Here is a 17,189-nt window from a genome sequence, read left to right as displayed (position 1 = left end):
ATATATAGGCACGACCTTTAATCTCGTAGAACACCCTTCATATGTCCTATATGCCCTAGGGTTTATTTTATAGTTTTAATTATTATTAATATTCGACGATTTCATTTTTTCGGTAGATCCTACGAGCACTTAAATCATTTAAACTCAAAAAAAATCAACCATCCAAAAAAGCAAATGGTTGATTCCTTTTCCATTACTTGTTGATTGATGTAGAATCTATCGCGGCGAACTTACTAGGCATTACACCAACATTTGCTTTGAACGTCCGGCTGAACAAATGAATACTAGAGAACCCTACATCTTCCGCAATCTCCGTCAGATTCTGACTTCCCTGAAAGATTCTCAATTTGGCCTGCTCGATACGAACATGCTTCAAGTAATTATGAATGGTGACCCCCAGCTGTGTCTTGAATACGTACGACAAATGATTAGCAGTCACACCCACATGCCTACTGATGGTTTTATTACTTAACTCCGGATCTTGGTAGCTTTGATGTATATAATGAATGGCACCTTCAATTAAAGGCCATCCTTTTGTATTCTTTGGACGGGTTCTGATTCCTAAAGAATAAAAACAACATTTCCAAGCATATAGACTTATTGATTAATATCACGCCAAACGTTGGGTATAGCCATTCTTTTTGCATTTGCAAGAATCTTCTCTTCAATTCGATTCTGTCCGGGAGCTGCAGATGAGATAGCGGATAAATATCGGCAAGCTGCAGCTCTCTTGGCACGATATCGTGTCTTCCTAGCCAAGGTCCATCCGTTTGATTAGAAGAGATTCTATCCTCGTCATAATACAAGTCAAAATGAAAGATATATTGCACTACGGGTACGTTCGAGGTGGATCGAATAATATGGGGCATAGATGGATGCATGAGCAGCACATCCCCTTCTCGAGCCAGGAACTTCACACCATTCAAGAAAAACTCCGCTTCTCCTTGATCTATATAGGTGTACACGTGATCGTAATCCAACCATTCACCTGCTAATGAGGAGGATTCCATGATTCGTGCTGATCGAACATAGGGAGAAATACTATTCATCCATGACTGATTCACCTCGAATCTCCTCCTTCTTCTGACATGTAAATGATCCTATTTTATACCCTAACCGGAATTTTTAATTGTTCTTCTACAAAATCTCGGCAGATTTCCATGGTATTATACGGGCTATTTGGCGATTCGTCCACTTCGAGCGTCACCCAACCGGAATAATTAATCTCATTCAGCGCTTCAATGGTTCGATGTAGATTAACGGATCCTTTACCTAGCTCGCAAAAATAAGGAAGCTATGAATCAGACGTAGCTGCAGATTTATCTGTCAGATCCTTCAAATGAACATAAGCCACCCTGTCCTTATACGTTCGGATGATGGATGCCGGTTCCATACCCGCTCCGACCAAATGTGCTGAATCAGGTGCTAGATGTACAACCTTCGGATCTGTCAGATTCATCAAAATCCCAATTTCATTTACATCTTGCCATTCCGTCCATAAATGCGGATGAACACAAAACTTTACCCCTAAAGCATAGGTTCTATTAGCCAATTCATTTATCGTTGCTGCGGCAACCTTCAATTCTTCCAATGTTGAGGGTTGATCTCGAGTGCCCCCTGGCCCTAGTACAAGGATATCTGCTCCACAGTTCGCAATAATTTTAGCTAAACGCACATTGTATTCAATGATACTTGAATGGTCTGCGGGATTACCGAATCTTTGATGCTGTCCCCCAGGAGTCCCTCCATACAACGCAGTATCTCTAACCCATACCCAGCCAAGACTTCTTGTAAATGTTCTGGATTTTCTTCATATTGAAGTGCAAAAGACGCCCACGGTTCAATCCCGGTATAACCCAGCTTGGAGACTTCCTCTAACGCCTTGATATGATTTTGCCCCCAAGTGATAGTTGTGCAGCGATTTTACCTTTGAACGCACTCATCCATAACTCTCCTTCCAATGTGGATTCGATGTGTTTAGATTTCTAATGATGAGAATACTTTATCGAAGCCTGCTTTAGAACGAGAAAATAATTCAGATGAACTTTGCGCGGAAGCCGGCGCCAGAACTTCTTGGGCGATCACACCGGTATACCCGATCTTTTTCAGGCTTCCCAAGAATCCTGTGAGATCAATAGAACCTTCTCCTGGATACAATCGATCGAAATCTAACAATTCCTCTATCGGTAGAGGTTTAGCATCATTAATATGGACATATGCAATTTGATGCGGTTGTAATTTCAGCAGATCCTCACTCGTTAATCCATTCGTATGCCAATGGTAAGAATCCAATAACAATCCGATGTTCCTTACTTGAATCGTCTCCATCCAGCTCAACGTATCTTGCATCGTCCAGATCAGTGGATTTGCCCATTGTGTACGTAAGTGATGAGGGCCTACGAACTCTAATGCTAATGTAATTCCATAAGCGCCTAATACTTCCGCGCATATTCTTAAACGTCTTGTGGCTGCAATCATAAAAGCTGCGACCGAAAGATCTGTCGAAGGTAAAATATATGTACAACATGTCGTACAATTTAATGCAGCAGCGGCCTCAGCCATTTGGGTAAGCGATTTCAACCCTTCCCTGAAGCTATCCTCTGTCGTGCGCCAATCTACCGCTAAACCAAATGATCCTAACATGATGCCATGACTTTCCAGCAATTGAACAGCCCCATCCTTACCATACTGCTGCACTAACTCCAATGGATTTGCGTCTATCGACTGAAAGCCGAATTGGCTCGCAAGTCTGATATATTCTTCATTAGAACCCATCTCACCCAAACCTGCTGTTGTTAATCCTCTTATCATCGTCGTTCTCCCCCTTATGACCAATCTAACAGTTCGTCATTTCTAGTCTAGCGCATCGTGCACTCGAATAAAACCATCTCTAGTCCCCTTTAACAAATTCTACGATCTAATTGCAATAATGTTTTTTGTCAAAAATTAAGATGGGGTGGGAGGCTTATGGGGGGACGACAAGCCCTTCCTTTCATTTTCGTTCAAAGATCCTTATACTTGCTTGGAGAAGCATTTCAAGGGAGATTGAACAGTATGGACATAAAAAAATTGCAATACTTTATCGCAGTAGCAGAGGAACTGCATTTTAACCGTGCAGCAGAGAAGCTGAATATGACGCAGCCTCCCTTAAGCCAGCAAATTCAAGCTCTGGAGAATGAGATTGGTGTGAAACTATTAGAACGGAACAAAAGACAAGTTCGTCTAACGCCAGCGGGGGCAGTATTTCTAGAGGAAGCTAAATCCATTCTATCTCAACTGGAACGCTCTATTAAAACAACACAATTAGTCGATCAAGGAATTATCGGACATTTGAACATTGGATTTATAGATTCTGCAGCTGGTGGAGTATTGGTTGATATGTTAAAAATGTTTCGGGAACGTTATCCCCAAGTACAACTCACATTACATGAGATGACGTCTGCTCAGCAGTGGCAGGCTTTACAGGAAGGAACGATTCACATTGGATTTGTACGTTATACAGAGTCGGGCAAACATATCGATCATCGTCCCTTAGTCAATGAATCGCTTATTGCCGTTTTGCCAGAGCAGCATCACCTAGCTCATTTACCGGTATTATCCATTCGCTCTTTAGCTTTAGAGCCGTTTATATCGTTCCCACGTCATTTAGGAGCTCCTTTTCATGACCTCATTATGAGCTTCTGCGCCCAACACGACATGTATCCGAATGTTGTACAGGAAGCCATTCAGATGTACACCATTGTAAACTTGGTAGCTGCTAATCTTGGAGTTTCCATTGTGCCCACTTCCGTTGCTATTTTTCAGCGCGAAGGTGTCGTATTTCGTGACTTTGAAGAAAGCACACCATCGATTCCCCTTTATGCCGCTTGGAGAACCGATTGCGATCGTGCCTCCTTATCCGCGTTACTAGAGATCATAGGACAAATGAGTTCAGAAGCTATTAATCTTGAATAATATAATATTCAGCCCGTTTTTCTAGGATCACGTTCAACGAGTCCTTCTAGCACCCTATCGATTTGCATCATCACTTCCCTATCCAGACGAACTCCCGCAGCTTTGGCATTTTCTATGACCTGCTCAGGTTTGGATGCCCCAATAATTGCAGATGAGACTTGTGGATTTTGCAACACCCATGCTATAGCCAACTGCGGAAGCGTCAACCCAACTTCGCTTGCGATGAAAGAGAGATGCGTGATCGCCTCAAGCACCTCAGTCCGAAGCCACTGACCCGCCAATTTATTCATAAATGGTGAGCCCGCAGCTGTTGAAGCACGAGAGCCCTCTGGCAACGGCTGTCCTGGCATATATTTTCCGGAAAGAATCCCTTGAGCAAGCGGTGACCAGACCACCTGTCCAATCCCTTCCCGTTCACAAGCTTGAACTACCTCCGTCTCCATCACGCGCCATAACATCGAATATTGAGGTTGACTAGCCACCAATGGCACCTTCAATTCTCTAGCTAAAACAGCACCTTCTGCTATCTGATCCGCCGTCCACTCACTTATCCCGACATAAAGAACTTTACCTTGACGCACCAGATCCGAAAAAGCCAAGAAGGTCTCTTCAAGGGATACTGTTGCGTCAAAGCGATGCGCATAATAGATATCAATATAATCGGTCTGTAATCTGTTCAGTGAAGCATGGCACGCCTCCATAATATGCTTGCGAGACAGACCTCTTGCGTTACGTCCCGTCCCTGTGGGATGGCACACCTTGGTACATAATTCGATATCAGCTCTGTGCACTCCTTTTAATGCTTGGCCCAGCACCATCTCAGCTTTCGTATCGGAATATACATCTGCAGTATCAAATGTTGTGATCCCTACATCCAATGCAGCGTGAACACAAGCATGGGCAGTATCATTGTCCACTTGAGCACCATGTGTAATCCAATTACCATAAGCAATCTCACTTAGATGTAAGCCACTCGTTCCTAATTTGCGATAGTTCATTTTATACCCTCCTTTAGATAACAATTTGATTGTAACAAAGAGATATTAATACGAGAAATACTCTTTAATATGTGTTTTAATTCAAAAAAGATATTACTGAGAACCTTAAAGATAATAAAAAACGCCCTTTAGGCGTTTTTCTCGGTAAATATTCTGTTTCGAAACTCTAACTTCGCCTATACTCCAGTAAGTATTAACCTCTAAGGCTTGTTACCGCACCACAACTAACAGTACAATAATTCCGAGCCAAAACAGCCAGCTTACTGGGTGACCGAAATTTAATCCCCAGCCGACTCCGAGCCTTTTCTTGACGATTAGGTGGATCTTTGCGATTGAAATAAATCATACCTAATCGCCATTTATCATCATCATGGACAGGTCTGACATTGGAGCTATCGGCAGATCGCTCCAAGCGGCTTTCTCCCTGACCAGCCCAGAACGATAAGACGAAGGTGTATAGGATGATAAGGGCTATTATGATTAGGATAATAGGGATAGCGAAATTCATGTTAAGCAGAGATATCATGTTTAGTTGCACGACGGAAAACAGGATAACTATTAAGAAGCTTGCTGTAATCATAAAATATGACCAAGTACGGCGGAAAGTTACGTCTTGTCTGATGGAACGATTAGGATCAGTGGGTTTAACCTGCTGCTTCACTCTGCGAATACTCCAATTCTCAAATATGAACAAAAGTGTTATGAACACTTGCATTATCGTAGGCATAAACACAGAACTATAAGATTTAGCTGCATAGCCGTCTACATTCCAACTGCTGTTGTATTGGATCGGAATCTGATCAGGAATCAGATCGTAGTTACGTAGCACAGTTACAATAGTAACAACAATAATTAAAACATGAATGAGGAACCAATTACTAGACAAGCCAATGTTTCTTTTCCGAAATCCAGTGTCCACTGCCATGATCGATGGTTCCAGAGCAATAGGCAGCATAGGTAGTAAACTTTTCATTTTGAAATGATAGCTAATGTTTATGACTAGGGAGATTACGACCATGGCGAGTGAATAAGTGACAATGATCCAACTTTGTTGCTTGGAATGTTCATCACCGTATATTAGACAGATGATACAAACAATGAATAGGATGGTATGCAAGGTAGCACTAATCCTAGCATATGACTTCCGCATCTGGCGCAGAGGCTCACTATGGAATTGTAAAGGGCTGACGGTGACCCCAAAACTAATCGTCTCTCTTGATAAATAAGGCATGCTTACCATGAGTACAATGGCAGGTACAAATACAAAGATCATTACTATAACAGGCATTATCGTCATATCATTCGCCTCCTCTTATACATAAGTGTGTATTCAAAACTCTATAACCCTTATAGCATAGGCGATCCATCACTATGCCTTTTTGCGTATGATTATCCTATTAACTTAGGATAGGTAATCGACTTGAACATAAATTTTATTATAATCGATTTTAGTGACTATAGGGGTGAAATTAACAATTTATCCAGTTTTTTCGCTACGCAGAGCTACTCATCTGACATCTGAATTATGGCAAGTACATCTGTTTGAAATTCTGTGTAAGTTAAAGGACAGGTTTTCGGATGAAGGGAGGGATAACCAGCAGTAGCTAAATTGGGCGAAATGCTCGCCTCGTATCTGAAATGGCGCGGATTAAGTCTGTCCATGCATGTTTATATGGTATCATCAAATGGAAGATTATTAAGATTGCTAACTAAACTTTAAAACAAAAAATTCCCACCAATATTTATATTAGCAGGAGTTTTATAAATTGATTCACGCGAACATCCCATCAATGACATGTACGTGTGGGTCAATAAATAGCTATGCACAATAGAAAGGATAGATTTGTTGTCGCGCTTGGCGATCAAAAGCTTCTTCCGACCAAGGAAACCAATTGACAGGATTATGGGCATGCTGCAGCAGATAGTGTGACTTTTCCTTGGCTAATCTAATGGGTACTTTGTAAGTTGTCATGGGGCATCACTTGGTCCACACCCTGATAAAAGATAAAACTAATGTCAATGAGTAAAAGTCATAGATATTTAACCTCACATTGTCTTATCAATCTATATGTGAAGTTACTTGCTGCCAAAAATAATTAATCCTCATCTGGCTTATAGTTACTTGCCGAAGATTTTGGCTTTGCATCTATTATTATTATATCTGCTGGGTTCTGTCCTTCTGCTTTTCTCTTTTCGTAGCTCTCTTTCACTTTTAAAACTCTATGTGACTCTTTACCGTTATCTACTAATAAAAATATCTTATTTTCAGTTTGTTCAGATTTTGCATATTCTTCAATTTGAACTTCAAAACCATGAACAACTTGACTATTGGATGTTAGTTTTATTTCAATAACTGTTTTATCCATTCCTCTACTTATCTTAAAATCAACGGGTCCTCTCCCTGTATTTGACTCAGGACTTATATCCAAACCGTTTATATTGCAGTAGTATCCAGCACACCCATGTAGAGTTCTTTGAACAATTTTTTCTTCATTCTTACTTTCTACTCCTTGTAATACTGAGTAACCTTTTTGATTTTCAACCCACTGTTTATAGTGAAGCAATATTTCTCTAGCCGCTTCAAAAGAGCTCTTATTAAAATTACTTACTGTCTCATCTGTCTTTCGAATATTATGAATAACCTTCTCAATTAAATATTCCATATTTTTATTTACATCATAGGGAGCGACTACAGTTGCTTCGTAATTCGCAATTACCCGTTGTAATATGTCAGGTTTTTTAAAAATATATTCCCTAATATATTCCTTTTTCTTACCAACAGATAATTTTTTCCACTCTTTCCCTACCAATCCATTTATCTCTTCTCTAATTGTTTCATTTTCTCTACACACTCTATCTATATCTTCCCAATCCCTAGCAATGGGAAGCTCGTGTAAGATATCAACTGGTAGCAGTAATATTTCACATTTCTTATATGAATTTATCGCAAGCCCATTCACAAACTCAATATTCGGATAATTATCCTGATTTATCCCTAATAACTCATTTACATTTTTAGTATATAAAACAATTTCATCATATATTAACCGAGCTACCATGTCGCTAAGTCTATCTGGTCCAACATTTTCTTCAAAAAGCCCAACCAGATGAAATATTTCTGGCTGTTCTGAACCACTTTTGATTATTTCGGACGCATCATTAATGATTTTTTCTTTTAATTTCTTTCCGAATCCAGCCCCTCTTTTTCCTTTAGAGAATCCTAAGTTAATTCCTTGTACTTCAGGAAAATCAAATCTTCTTAATGCAGTTCTATAATTTTTATCTTGTTTATTCTTTGATGCCTTCAATAAAATTCCAATATTTTTAAAAAAAAGATTGATTTTATTGTAGGAATCAGAAAATTCGGAGACTTTGGTTGATTTCAATCTTTTTATATTGATAAAATAATTGCTATCTTCATCAAGCAAAGGATCAAAAACTCCCAGATCTTCTAAAGAAGTCCCTAGATTTAATTCTTCAGATGCAAAAACAGCCATCTCACATCACCTTTCTCCAATTCTTTTGTGGTAATAATAACTTTCAATCCAAATCCAAAGCAGTGTAGAAACACTACTTTTCATTTTATTTCCACATCGCATTAGCCAGCATTTACCTTAAGAGATTATCTTCTCATATGAAGATGCTCTATATTTGAGCTTAAACAAAATTCTTACAGAACATCCTATAACAAATCCATGTATATCAACACTTAGCTTTCCATAACCTTTATACCTCAGTAACAAAGCCATGCCTAAATAAATTATAAAATCAATTTTTAAGAATAAGTGATTTCGATTTTCTTAGGAGCTGCATTTATGATGTAAAGCTCATCATCATGACTCACATTAAATAACGCAAAATTAATAATTTTTCTCGCATTGTCTTATAATGGCAAATCAGGCTCTTTCTTGAGAAACTTGGAATAAAAAAATTAGAGCGGCAAATGATTTGTAAATGCTTTTCTCTTAGTGTGTTCGTTGTATATTTCTTTTTGAGAACTTGATAAACAGTCCCATATGGTTTTTACTTTCCAGTCCTCCATATCAAACAATTGCTGCTTATCCTTATTTCTTTTTATAGTCATTTTAAAATGGCTTTTCTTGAACTTAATTTTGTATTTCTCTAACCTCCAAATAAGAATAGTTAGTTGTTTTGGAGTAAAAGCACTATTTTCTTTAAAATATTTGATGAAATTCTCAATATCAAAATCTTCATCCACTTTTGACAACTGAACAAGAGAATTAATTAAATCTCGTTTTTTTGCATCTGTCACCAGTTTATTTCTATCTTGATTAACTTTTTTCTTTGCGTCTTTATTAGTCAGCTTTTTACCTAATTGATCAAGAACACTAATTTCAAACTTGTTTACGCACTCAGAACCGATCTGTAATGTATTTTGATTATGAATATTAATAATTTCAAATTGGTATCGAATATTAGGATGATCACATAATTCACAAACTTCATCAGGTGTTTCAACATCGTACATATTCCCTTTATAAACCCACTCATCTAAAGCTCTACGAACATTATTTTTTTCCTCACTAACAGGAAATATATTATTTTTCACTCTTTCTGTCCAACCCACGAAACATCACCTTGCCCTCTATTTTATTGAAATAAAATTATTCTTAAATTCTCAATCTCTATGAATACCATTCTTCCGGTATTAATTTTTTTCCATTTCTCCATTCAACCACTTCATAAATACCTTCAATATCACCATAAATGTCACTATCAGCATGATCAAGAACGATGCACTGCCAAGCTCCCTTTTTAGCCACAACCGATTTAGCGATGGTTTTAAACATACTCTTCACTGCGCTAATATCCTCGTTATCATATTCCGGATCATAATCAACATCAGGATCAATTCTCTTTAATTTTGGAAAATAAACTTGACTTGGTTGATCAAATATTACAAAGCTAGGAACACAAGATGGTTCATGCTCTAGAAAGTATTCTTGCAAAGAACACATTAAGGCAATATGAAAAGAGACCCAATTTGATGCGCTCCCAACTTCAGCAAGAAAATGCCAATGTTCATCATTACTCAAAACAGATATATTAAGATCCTTGACGCTAAATTTTGGAGCAATCTTTCGATATTTATCCTCTACATCAAGAGTCTTCAAGTGTTCCAAAATACGTTGAGATATAATTGCAGTTGCATTATCAATTCTTTGTAAGACTTTACCATGATCTACCTTCTTAATTAACTCACTATATTCTGTTTCGAGAATAGAAATTTGCTCCTGCAAATCTCCTCCATCAACAAGTCTTTCAAACGTTTCAATCGATGCTTTTAGATGACCAAGAAATAAAAACATATTTTTTTTGCGTTGAAATTCTTCCTGTGCACTTTTATCTCGAGCTATCAGTAAATCAAATCGTCTTTGTAATTTCTCTTTTTCATCTAGAAGGTTCTGTAAATCTAATTTGATTCTTTCCTCTTCCCTTGAAAATGAAGTAGGAATTTCTGCAACACTTCTAGATTGATCTTCATACTTCTTAAATGCAGCAATAACCTTCGGTAGCTCTGACCTGGATTTCGGATGTTCAGAACTTCCACATGCTGGACATGCCTGAGAATCTATTGCCACACTTTCTAACCATTGTGAAATATGAAGTCTATCTGCTCTTTTTCGCTGAGAATCTCCATAGCCAAGGAATCCTGATTTCAAACGTTTAACATCATTCAACCTTTTTTTCATTAAACCGATCTCAATACTAATTCGTTCCTCTTCAATCTCAAGCTCAACAACTTCTTTATTTGCTGATTCGATATTATCAAGTTTAGTATTTGAATATTCAGGTATATTTTCAAATATTTGTTTCGCTAAAACTAACAAGTCATCTGGGTCCGTCTCATCTGAAACTTCTTCTACAAGAATTCCGTATTCATGTGCTACTTTCAAATGACCAAGCATATTAGCCATCCATGAAGCTGAAACATTCTTGACTTTATCAAATTCTTTTTTTAGTTGATTTAATCTTTTTTCTACAAACTGCAGACGTTGCCTTGCTGTTAAAACGTCGATATTTTCAGCTCCCAATATAAATGGAAACCAATTTCTAAGTCTCTCTCGATGTTCATGAGCATGTGTCTTATAAAATAAGATGTTTTGATTAGCCACAATGTCTTGATTTTGAAAAACTAACGCCATCAAGTCTCGAAATCCGAGACGAGCTTGATAACTTTCTTTTTCATCCTCCCCTCCATTCAAACTGAAATATGGTACAGACGCAATTACATTTAAAATATGCTTTATACCATCAGATTTTTCATTCGGCTCCTCAATTAAAGGGGGAATACTTACAATTGAACCTCGAGAGAGATAAAATTCATTTGAAACTTTGTTCCCATTTGGAACTTTTCTTGAAATCAAAATTTGTTCATGTTCCGTTTGAATAAGGACACCATACCAAGATACATAATCACGTATTGTATCTATTGGAATAAAACAATCACTTGATGCAAGACAATAATCAATAATAGGTATAATAGCGGATTTCCCTGTACGAGATGCTCCTGTAATTACATTTACTTTCCCTAATTCAAATGGTACTATTTGAGGAGCAAACCCCTGTGATTTTGGCCAAATAATTAATTTTAATATTTGAAACTTCATTAGAACACCACCTTAAGATATGCCTCGATAGCATGGAGATCATGTTTAGAAAACCATTTCCCCAATATCTCGGCTTTCTCTCCTTCTCGCTTTATTGTAGTTTTCAATACTTTTCCACGACCAGGTTTATTTAAATTGCGAGGATACAATTTCCCACTCTCCATGTCCCACATTACCATTCCTTCCGCAATAGCAACATCAATTGCAGCAAGCGTATACTCTCTTTTATCTCTTATTTTTTGTTGAATAGATAATAATATATCGGAGTCTTTTGTATTTTCAAAACTCCTAGCATACGATTGTAAATCTGCTCTTTGATTGCTGATAGGTTTCAGTAAATCTTTGTTTGTTAAAATAGCAATGGCAACAAAATGTAGAAGACCAATAGGAGCGTCTCCATGTGGGTGACCATCGCAATATCCTCGAGTAAATTTCCAAATAAAATAAGCTCCAATAATTGGTGTGTTCCAAAGTTTCACTTCTTCAACCAATTTCCCCAAGATCAAATCCCCTCTTCCTTAGGAAATATTTTATCCCAATTTGGATGCCAACCTAAAATTGAATCATCAGCTAATGCGTGATAAGCACCAGGAATCGTTGAAGGAGGTGGGGTCATATCTCTAATTGTTTCTGCCCTTGATTTGCAGTCGACTAGAAGTAATTGGCCTCGCTCAAAATCACCTAATTTCTTCTCTGTAATTTCTATTCTTTTCTTTGATTTCCCCAAAATTTTGTTAATTTATCTTCAAATTCAAAAGCAATTTCTTCATTGATGATTTCATTCGCTATCCACTTCTCAAGGTTTATATCTGCTCTCAAATAATCAGAAATGGCATCAAGTATATCAGTTTCATCAAGCTCAATTGATTCAAGTTGTCTTAAATATATTGGGCGGTTTTTAACATGTTTTTGAACATTATCGTGCTCTTTAGAATAATGCATAGTAAAATCAATAAGTTCTCTGCAACGAGAACGATCAAATACTACCTTAAAGTGCCGATCAAATTCTTCCCAACTAATGGTTGCGCCTTTATGAGCCACTATCTTTTCTGTTATTACTTTTTGTACCCAGCCACTAAGATTCTCCATGAGAAACTCAATTTGACCCTCAGGAACATGCTTTCTCTGAATTTCAATCCTCACATCCTCATAACCTGCGCCATTTCCAATTTGCAGTTCAAATCGTTGTATTATTTTAAATAACAATGCCTCATTTCTATTCACTACAAAATCATAATAGGTCCATATATCATGATCTGATTTTATATCACCAAGCTTTTTCTTCGTGTATTCAAGGGCACGCTGAATGTCTGAGTGACATTGTGCAGAACTAAACTTATTAACAATACCTTCTCTTCCAGACCGATTAGAATATAGAAGAAATTTAGTTCTCTCTACATCAATGAACCCATTTTTTATTGCTTCTATCCAATTTGAAAATGTTTTCCACAAATCAGTTGATTTGTCTGTTAACGGATTACCTACTATTGAAGATTTATCTTCTTCGGCAAGCAGTTCTCCATCTGATTTCAAAGTTGCCACATCTCCTAATACTTCAACACAAACAACATCCTTAGGAGCACTTCTTAGTAGATGATAAAGTGCACGCGGAAACTGCATAGAAAACCCTAATAACTGACCAGGTGCATTTGATTTCATATATATAAACCCCCATCAACTGATTAACTATCTGGTTCTACCTAATTATTCCCACATTATACATTCTACAAAATAAGACTATTTCCTCTATAAAATTTAACAACCTCTATACTATAGGTCATTTGATCTATGCATAAGAAATAGTGAGCCTCTGGAATTTTCTCCAGAGGCTCACTATTTCTAACTATTCTCTACACACCCTTACATATTACCTATAACAAACCGTCAACTCCACCCGGTTCCCTTCCCGGTTATAAACAATCCGCTCCACTAGCTTCTTCAACGCTCGATTCTTCTCTTCACTTGTCACCGCGACGCTCCACAACTCTCTAAACTGCCCTACCCGTTCATATATCTGCTCAACAGTAGGGTAATTCCCTTCATCTACTACAACCTTTCGCAAATCTTTCAACTCTTCCTCCAGCTTCTGTATCTGCCTTGATCGAACACCCTTTCGCTCTAAAAACACTTGCTTCGTTATCATGTCCTCTTCATACGATTCATGCAGCTTGTCCAGCGCCCGCTTCTGCTTTTTTCAATTCCTGCTCTTTGACCTCGATGATCGCCTGTGTATCATTGTAACGGCTCCCATGCAACTCAATCTCCCGCAGAATGTTCGGGTCTACATGAATAATCCGATCATACAGAGCATTAAAAAAATCAGCATCCATTACCTTCCCTCGCTGTTCGCATTTGCTGCCATCTTTGTACTGGTGATAGCACAATGCACTCCAGTACTGTCCCTGCTTCTTGTTCTCACCTACTCTAAATCTCATCCGAGAACCGCATTTCTCACAATACAGCAAGCCAGACAAAGGAAAAATGTTACTCCTTGAATTGGGGTTCAGCATGCGATTCTTAAGCAGCCGCTCCATAATGACTTCATGTTCTTCCGGCGTTTTCAGCTTTTCATGCGTTCCCATGACTTTAATCCGCTCTTCTTCAGGTACAAGTTCCACCTGACCACGCTTGGAACGGATTTTGCCATAAGTGATATAACCCAAATGGATTTCGCTTGCCAGCAACCGTTGAACCGTAATATTTGACCAGCCCTTGTTCTTTCCATCCGGCTTAATGTTATATGGCGTGGGTATCTTGTTATCCGTCAACCAAATGGCGATATGTCCCAAGTTTGTTCCATTAAGATATTTCTCAACAATCGCTCGGTAAATCGGACGCTTTGTTTCATCCACCAGTACCGACCTTGTGTTCTTATCATAATAGTATGGAAACGGTGGCTTTCCGTTTGTCCACATGCCTTTCTTCGCCCCAGCCTCTTTGCCCTGCTTCATTCTTCGCTTAATCATTTTGTATTCTATTCTGGCAAAAATGGACATGAAATCAAATGATACATCGTCATTGTCTATTTCCAGATCGTATATCTTGTTCGGTGTAATGATTACCGTCTCTGAGTTCAAAAACGTATCTTTTATGAGTGCCCAATCCTTATTTTCTCCACGTCCTAAACGGTCAATATCCATGACCACTACCCCATCATAAAGCTGGTCTTCAACATGCCGAAGTAACTTCTGCATTTCCTTACGGGACTCTATCTTTTCACCAGAGGCCACTTCTTCATATAGCTTATAGTCCAATTTCGATTCTCGACCAAGGTACCTGATGCTAAATGCTTGACTGCTCATTTTCACTTAAAAGCTGTTCTGGCATTGTTGTTCACCTTTCAGTCTAACCTGATTGCTTCCACGGATATTTCTTTTTGAAATCCTATTCTTATTTACCATGAAATAAACCCAAAAACCGAAGCAAATTTACTTCGCCCCGGTTCTTTTACTGACTTACTATATACCATCATAAACAGAGTCTTTATCACCACTAAATACATCAATCATCATTAATGCTCCTATTTTATAGCCTTGGATAAAAGATAATGCTGAATGCAATGAGCTTGAGTCACTCTGTAAATCGAATAACTTTTCGACTTGGTCAAAATCTTCCTCGGATAACCTCTCTTTGAGCAAATGTAAAAAATCAGTGATTTTCTGATTAATCTCCTGCAGTTCCGGATCACTTGGCTTAATTAACTCATTCGGACTCAATCTTCCATAATAAAAATCCTCCAAAATGATCACCATCATGCCTCCTTTCGCAACTAATACTCCTAACACGTATAAATTTTATGCGAAAATCGCATAAATAACAATATGCATTTTTCGCATAAAGTAAACTTGGCTTGGGTGATGAGCATTGTACACAAGAATCCGCGACTTACGCGAAGACAAAGATCTAACACAGCAACAAATGGCTGAGCTTTTACATATTACACAAGCGACCTACTCCCGCTACGAGAATGGAAATTTAGATGTTCCAAGCGCTGTTTTAATTACGCTAGCTAATTTTCATAAAGTAAGCATCGACTATATTTTAGGTCAGACAGATAACCCTAAGCGTTATCCCAGCAAAAATTAATAATCCGCAACAGAAACAAGCTTCTGTGATATTCACAGGAGCTTGTTCACGTCTAGGCTAAAGCATAAATAATTACTTCAATGCAACAAACAAATCAATCTCATTCTCTAGACTTTCTGGTTTATATCTTTCATCCCAAATTTCAAAATCATAATCCTTTGGTTCATTTCCAGTTTCTCTAATCCATTGTCCATATACATAGTCATATGAACGACTAAGTTCCGATTCAAGTCCCTGATGTGTGTAAGTAACATACTTACTCTCACCGACAGCATGACCTATCATATCTAACGGAACATCGCCTTGTTTACTTACTTCGTAACAAAGAATATATGTAAAACTATCATCTGAGGATTAAAATCGGGATTCATAGGATAAATCTGCATTAAAATCACATTCTCATTTTTCTTGTTTTGAATTTCGTCTTTCTTTAATATCTGCTTCAATTTTGTAGCCTACAACATGAAAAGGAGGTAATGTTATTACTTTAGCTTCCAGAAAATCTCCTCCATTCAATGAGTAGGCTTATCACAACATTAATCATACAAGACTTCAATCATTTTTCTTGTCTTCGCTAGCTGCTCCACAGTAAAATCATGCTGAGCAGAAGCATATGCGCTAAAGACAATATCGAGCACAAATAATTGAGCAAATCTAGAGCTTGTTGCCGCACTACGAAGCTTGGCTTCCGGCGCACGTGATGTAAATAAAGAAACATCAGCAAGCTGAGAAAGCTTGTTATTTCCAGGACGAGTGCGGCTGATTGTTTTTATCCCCTGCTCCTTAGCTCGTTTTATTAATTGAATAACCTCTCTCGTTTCACCACTATACGAAATTCCCCAGAAGACGGCGTTTTCTGATTTCGTAGCCATGGCCGCGGCTAATAAATGACGATCTGAAATCGCATATACATTTTTGCCTAGCCGAAGCCATTTTTGTGCGGCATCTTCTGCAATAATGAAAGAGGCTCCTATCCCATAAACATAAATAACTTCTGCCTGTTGTAACAGGCTTACTGCCTACTCAATAGATTGCGCGTCCAGTTGACTGGCCGTATTCTGAAAGGTCAGTATTGTGTTCGACAACATTTTATCAATGATAGAATGCACCGTTTCATTCGATTCAACATCAAAGTAGCCAACATACTGCGTATTTTCTACTTCCGCTGATAAACGGATTTTCAGAGCAGGGAAACCATCTATCCCTAGCGACCTGCAAAAACGAACAACCGCCGCACTGCTTGCCTCCGCTTTCGTCGCTAACTCATGTATGGTCATATGCAGCACTTCTTTAGTATTTGCAAGAATATACTCAGCTACTTTTTTCTCTGATTCTGGCAATTCATTTAAGTCTAGCTCAATTTGCGAAATCATACTTCCCCGCAATTAAACCCGCTCCAACAAATGCAGGAATCGCAAAAAGTTCTTGAACGGTTTATCATTCTTCTTTTTAAGCTGCGCCTTCATTTGTGCGCTTTGTGCTTGTAATTGCTCAGCCGAAGTCGCTATTTTCCTAATAA

Annotated in this window: 20 protein-coding genes and 1 pseudogene; 2 read left to right on the top strand and 19 right to left on the bottom strand. The window is 38.2% G+C overall.

Features of this window, described 5'->3' with window-relative positions; all coding sequences use genetic code 11:
- Window positions 1-193 precede the first annotated feature (193 nt).
- The 4 genes from UQ64_RS31225 to UQ64_RS08405 all read right to left on the bottom strand — a co-directional run bounded on the left by UQ64_RS31225 (window position 194) and on the right by UQ64_RS08405 (window position 2,811).
- On the bottom strand, window positions 194-445 hold the full coding sequence (locus tag UQ64_RS31225) for a helix-turn-helix domain-containing protein (protein WP_060622987.1): 252 nt from the start codon (window positions 443-445) through the stop codon (window positions 194-196).
- A 70-nt stretch (window positions 446-515) separates the two neighbouring features.
- Window positions 516-1,064, bottom strand: a complete 549-nt coding sequence (locus UQ64_RS08415) for an AraC family ligand binding domain-containing protein (protein ID WP_060622986.1) — start codon at window positions 1,062-1,064, stop codon at window positions 516-518.
- Between the two features lie 230 nt (window positions 1,065-1,294).
- The gene (locus tag UQ64_RS08410; protein ID WP_060622985.1) at window positions 1,295-1,753 is read right to left on the bottom strand and encodes a sugar phosphate isomerase/epimerase family protein; all 459 of its coding nucleotides are present in this window, start codon (window positions 1,751-1,753) and stop codon (window positions 1,295-1,297) included.
- 224 nt (window positions 1,754-1,977) lie between these two features.
- A complete protein-coding gene (locus UQ64_RS08405) occupies window positions 1,978-2,811 on the bottom strand; it encodes a sugar phosphate isomerase/epimerase family protein (protein ID WP_060622984.1) in 834 nt (277 codons plus the stop codon).
- Window positions 2,812-3,054: 243 nt separating this feature from the next.
- Between UQ64_RS08405 and UQ64_RS08400 the strand changes: the two genes are divergently transcribed.
- Window positions 3,055-3,954, top strand: a complete 900-nt coding sequence (locus UQ64_RS08400; protein WP_060623273.1) for a LysR family transcriptional regulator — start codon at window positions 3,055-3,057, stop codon at window positions 3,952-3,954.
- Window positions 3,955-3,962: 8 nt separating this feature from the next.
- On the opposite strand, the gene UQ64_RS08395 is transcribed toward UQ64_RS08400, so the two are convergent.
- The 12 genes from UQ64_RS08395 to UQ64_RS08345 all read right to left on the bottom strand — a co-directional run bounded on the left by UQ64_RS08395 (window position 3,963) and on the right by UQ64_RS08345 (window position 15,339).
- Window positions 3,963-4,952, bottom strand: coding sequence for an aldo/keto reductase family protein (locus UQ64_RS08395; protein ID WP_060622983.1), 990 nt, complete (start codon window positions 4,950-4,952; stop codon window positions 3,963-3,965).
- A 193-nt stretch (window positions 4,953-5,145) separates the two neighbouring features.
- On the bottom strand, window positions 5,146-6,249 hold the full coding sequence (locus UQ64_RS08390; RefSeq protein ID WP_060622982.1) for a DUF1648 domain-containing protein: 1,104 nt from the start codon (window positions 6,247-6,249) through the stop codon (window positions 5,146-5,148).
- A 522-nt stretch (window positions 6,250-6,771) separates the two neighbouring features.
- The gene (locus UQ64_RS32030) at window positions 6,772-6,924 is read right to left on the bottom strand and encodes a DUF255 domain-containing protein (protein ID WP_245237894.1); all 153 of its coding nucleotides are present in this window, start codon (window positions 6,922-6,924) and stop codon (window positions 6,772-6,774) included.
- 124 nt (window positions 6,925-7,048) lie between these two features.
- The gene (locus UQ64_RS08385; RefSeq protein ID WP_060622981.1) at window positions 7,049-8,449 is read right to left on the bottom strand and encodes a hypothetical protein; all 1,401 of its coding nucleotides are present in this window, start codon (window positions 8,447-8,449) and stop codon (window positions 7,049-7,051) included.
- A gap of 434 nt (window positions 8,450-8,883) precedes the next feature.
- Window positions 8,884-9,540 carry a hypothetical protein gene (locus tag UQ64_RS08380; RefSeq protein WP_060622980.1) on the bottom strand — a complete coding sequence of 219 codons (657 nt, stop codon included), beginning with the start codon at window positions 9,538-9,540 and terminating at the stop codon, window positions 8,884-8,886.
- Window positions 9,541-9,598: 58 nt separating this feature from the next.
- Window positions 9,599-11,584: a DUF3732 domain-containing protein gene (locus tag UQ64_RS08375; RefSeq protein WP_060622979.1), complete on the bottom strand. Its 1,986-nt coding sequence runs from the start codon at window positions 11,582-11,584 to the stop codon at window positions 9,599-9,601.
- Window positions 11,584-12,084, bottom strand: coding sequence for a three component ABC system middle component (locus UQ64_RS08370; protein ID WP_060622978.1), 501 nt, complete (start codon window positions 12,082-12,084; stop codon window positions 11,584-11,586). Before UQ64_RS08370 ends, UQ64_RS08375 begins: the two co-directional genes overlap by 1 nt.
- Window positions 12,085-12,086: 2 nt before the next feature.
- On the bottom strand, window positions 12,087-12,311 hold the full coding sequence (locus tag UQ64_RS31585; RefSeq protein ID WP_060622977.1) for an ABC-three component system protein: 225 nt from the start codon (window positions 12,309-12,311) through the stop codon (window positions 12,087-12,089).
- Entirely contained in the window at window positions 12,287-13,243 is a 957-nt protein-coding gene (locus UQ64_RS08360; protein WP_060622976.1) for an ABC-three component system protein, read from the bottom strand. Before UQ64_RS08360 ends, UQ64_RS31585 begins: the two co-directional genes overlap by 25 nt.
- Window positions 13,244-13,451: 208 nt before the next feature.
- Window positions 13,452-13,727: a hypothetical protein gene (locus UQ64_RS08355; protein ID WP_060622975.1), complete on the bottom strand. Its 276-nt coding sequence runs from the start codon at window positions 13,725-13,727 to the stop codon at window positions 13,452-13,454.
- 16 nt (window positions 13,728-13,743) lie between these two features.
- Entirely contained in the window at window positions 13,744-14,886 is a 1,143-nt protein-coding gene (locus UQ64_RS08350; RefSeq protein WP_060622974.1) for a recombinase family protein, read from the bottom strand.
- A 156-nt stretch (window positions 14,887-15,042) separates the two neighbouring features.
- Window positions 15,043-15,339: a DUF6809 family protein gene (locus UQ64_RS08345; RefSeq protein ID WP_245237893.1), complete on the bottom strand. Its 297-nt coding sequence runs from the start codon at window positions 15,337-15,339 to the stop codon at window positions 15,043-15,045.
- 109 nt (window positions 15,340-15,448) lie between these two features.
- Between UQ64_RS08345 and UQ64_RS08340 the strand changes: the two genes are divergently transcribed.
- Window positions 15,449-15,670: a helix-turn-helix domain-containing protein gene (locus UQ64_RS08340; RefSeq protein ID WP_060622973.1), complete on the top strand. Its 222-nt coding sequence runs from the start codon at window positions 15,449-15,451 to the stop codon at window positions 15,668-15,670.
- Between the two features lie 72 nt (window positions 15,671-15,742).
- On the opposite strand, the pseudogene UQ64_RS32025 reads toward UQ64_RS08340, so the two are convergent.
- The 3 genes and pseudogenes from UQ64_RS32025 to UQ64_RS33075 form a co-directional block, all read right to left on the bottom strand.
- Window positions 15,743-16,006, bottom strand: a pseudogene (locus UQ64_RS32025) (GyrI-like domain-containing protein); the annotation flags it as partial.
- Window positions 16,007-16,206: 200 nt separating this feature from the next.
- Window positions 16,207-16,680 carry an SIS domain-containing protein gene (locus UQ64_RS33080; RefSeq protein ID WP_342447583.1) on the bottom strand — a complete coding sequence of 158 codons (474 nt, stop codon included), beginning with the start codon at window positions 16,678-16,680 and terminating at the stop codon, window positions 16,207-16,209.
- A 9-nt stretch (window positions 16,681-16,689) separates the two neighbouring features.
- Window positions 16,690-17,043 carry a MurR/RpiR family transcriptional regulator gene (locus UQ64_RS33075; RefSeq protein WP_342447578.1) on the bottom strand — a complete coding sequence of 118 codons (354 nt, stop codon included), beginning with the start codon at window positions 17,041-17,043 and terminating at the stop codon, window positions 16,690-16,692.
- Window positions 17,044-17,189 lie beyond the last annotated feature (146 nt).

The organism is Paenibacillus etheri, from assembly GCF_001012825.1.
GTDB lineage: Bacteria > Bacillota > Bacilli > Paenibacillales > Paenibacillaceae > Paenibacillus_AQ > Paenibacillus_AQ etheri.
The sequence above is the reverse complement of the archived record's forward strand: the minus strand, read 5'-3'. Positions and strand labels throughout refer to the sequence as shown.

Bases quoted from the DNA above. Each gene is read 5' to 3' on its own strand.
- UQ64_RS08400 (WP_060623273.1), top strand. From the start codon at position 3,055: ATGGACATAAAAAAATTGCAATACTTTATCGCAGTAGCAGAGGAACTG.
- UQ64_RS08345 (WP_245237893.1), bottom strand. From the start codon at position 15,339: ATGATGGTGATCATTTTGGAGGATTTTTATTATGGAAGATTGAGTCCG.
- UQ64_RS08390 (WP_060622982.1), bottom strand. From the start codon at position 6,249: ATGACGATAATGCCTGTTATAGTAATGATCTTTGTATTTGTACCTGCC.
- UQ64_RS08405 (WP_060622984.1), bottom strand. From the start codon at position 2,811: ATGATAAGAGGATTAACAACAGCAGGTTTGGGTGAGATGGGTTCTAAT.
- UQ64_RS08360 (WP_060622976.1), bottom strand. From the start codon at position 13,243: ATGAAATCAAATGCACCTGGTCAGTTATTAGGGTTTTCTATGCAGTTT.
- UQ64_RS08355 (WP_060622975.1), bottom strand. From the start codon at position 13,727: ATGATAACGAAGCAAGTGTTTTTAGAGCGAAAGGGTGTTCGATCAAGG.
- UQ64_RS08385 (WP_060622981.1), bottom strand. From the start codon at position 8,449: ATGGCTGTTTTTGCATCTGAAGAATTAAATCTAGGGACTTCTTTAGAA.
- UQ64_RS08395 (WP_060622983.1), bottom strand. From the start codon at position 4,952: ATGAACTATCGCAAATTAGGAACGAGTGGCTTACATCTAAGTGAGATT.
- UQ64_RS33075 (WP_342447578.1), bottom strand. From the start codon at position 17,043: ATGATTTCGCAAATTGAGCTAGACTTAAATGAATTGCCAGAATCAGAG.
- UQ64_RS08375 (WP_060622979.1), bottom strand. From the start codon at position 11,584: ATGAAGTTTCAAATATTAAAATTAATTATTTGGCCAAAATCACAGGGG.
- UQ64_RS32030 (WP_245237894.1), bottom strand. From the start codon at position 6,924: ATGACAACTTACAAAGTACCCATTAGATTAGCCAAGGAAAAGTCACAC.
- UQ64_RS08350 (WP_060622974.1), bottom strand. From the start codon at position 14,886: ATGAGCAGTCAAGCATTTAGCATCAGGTACCTTGGTCGAGAATCGAAA.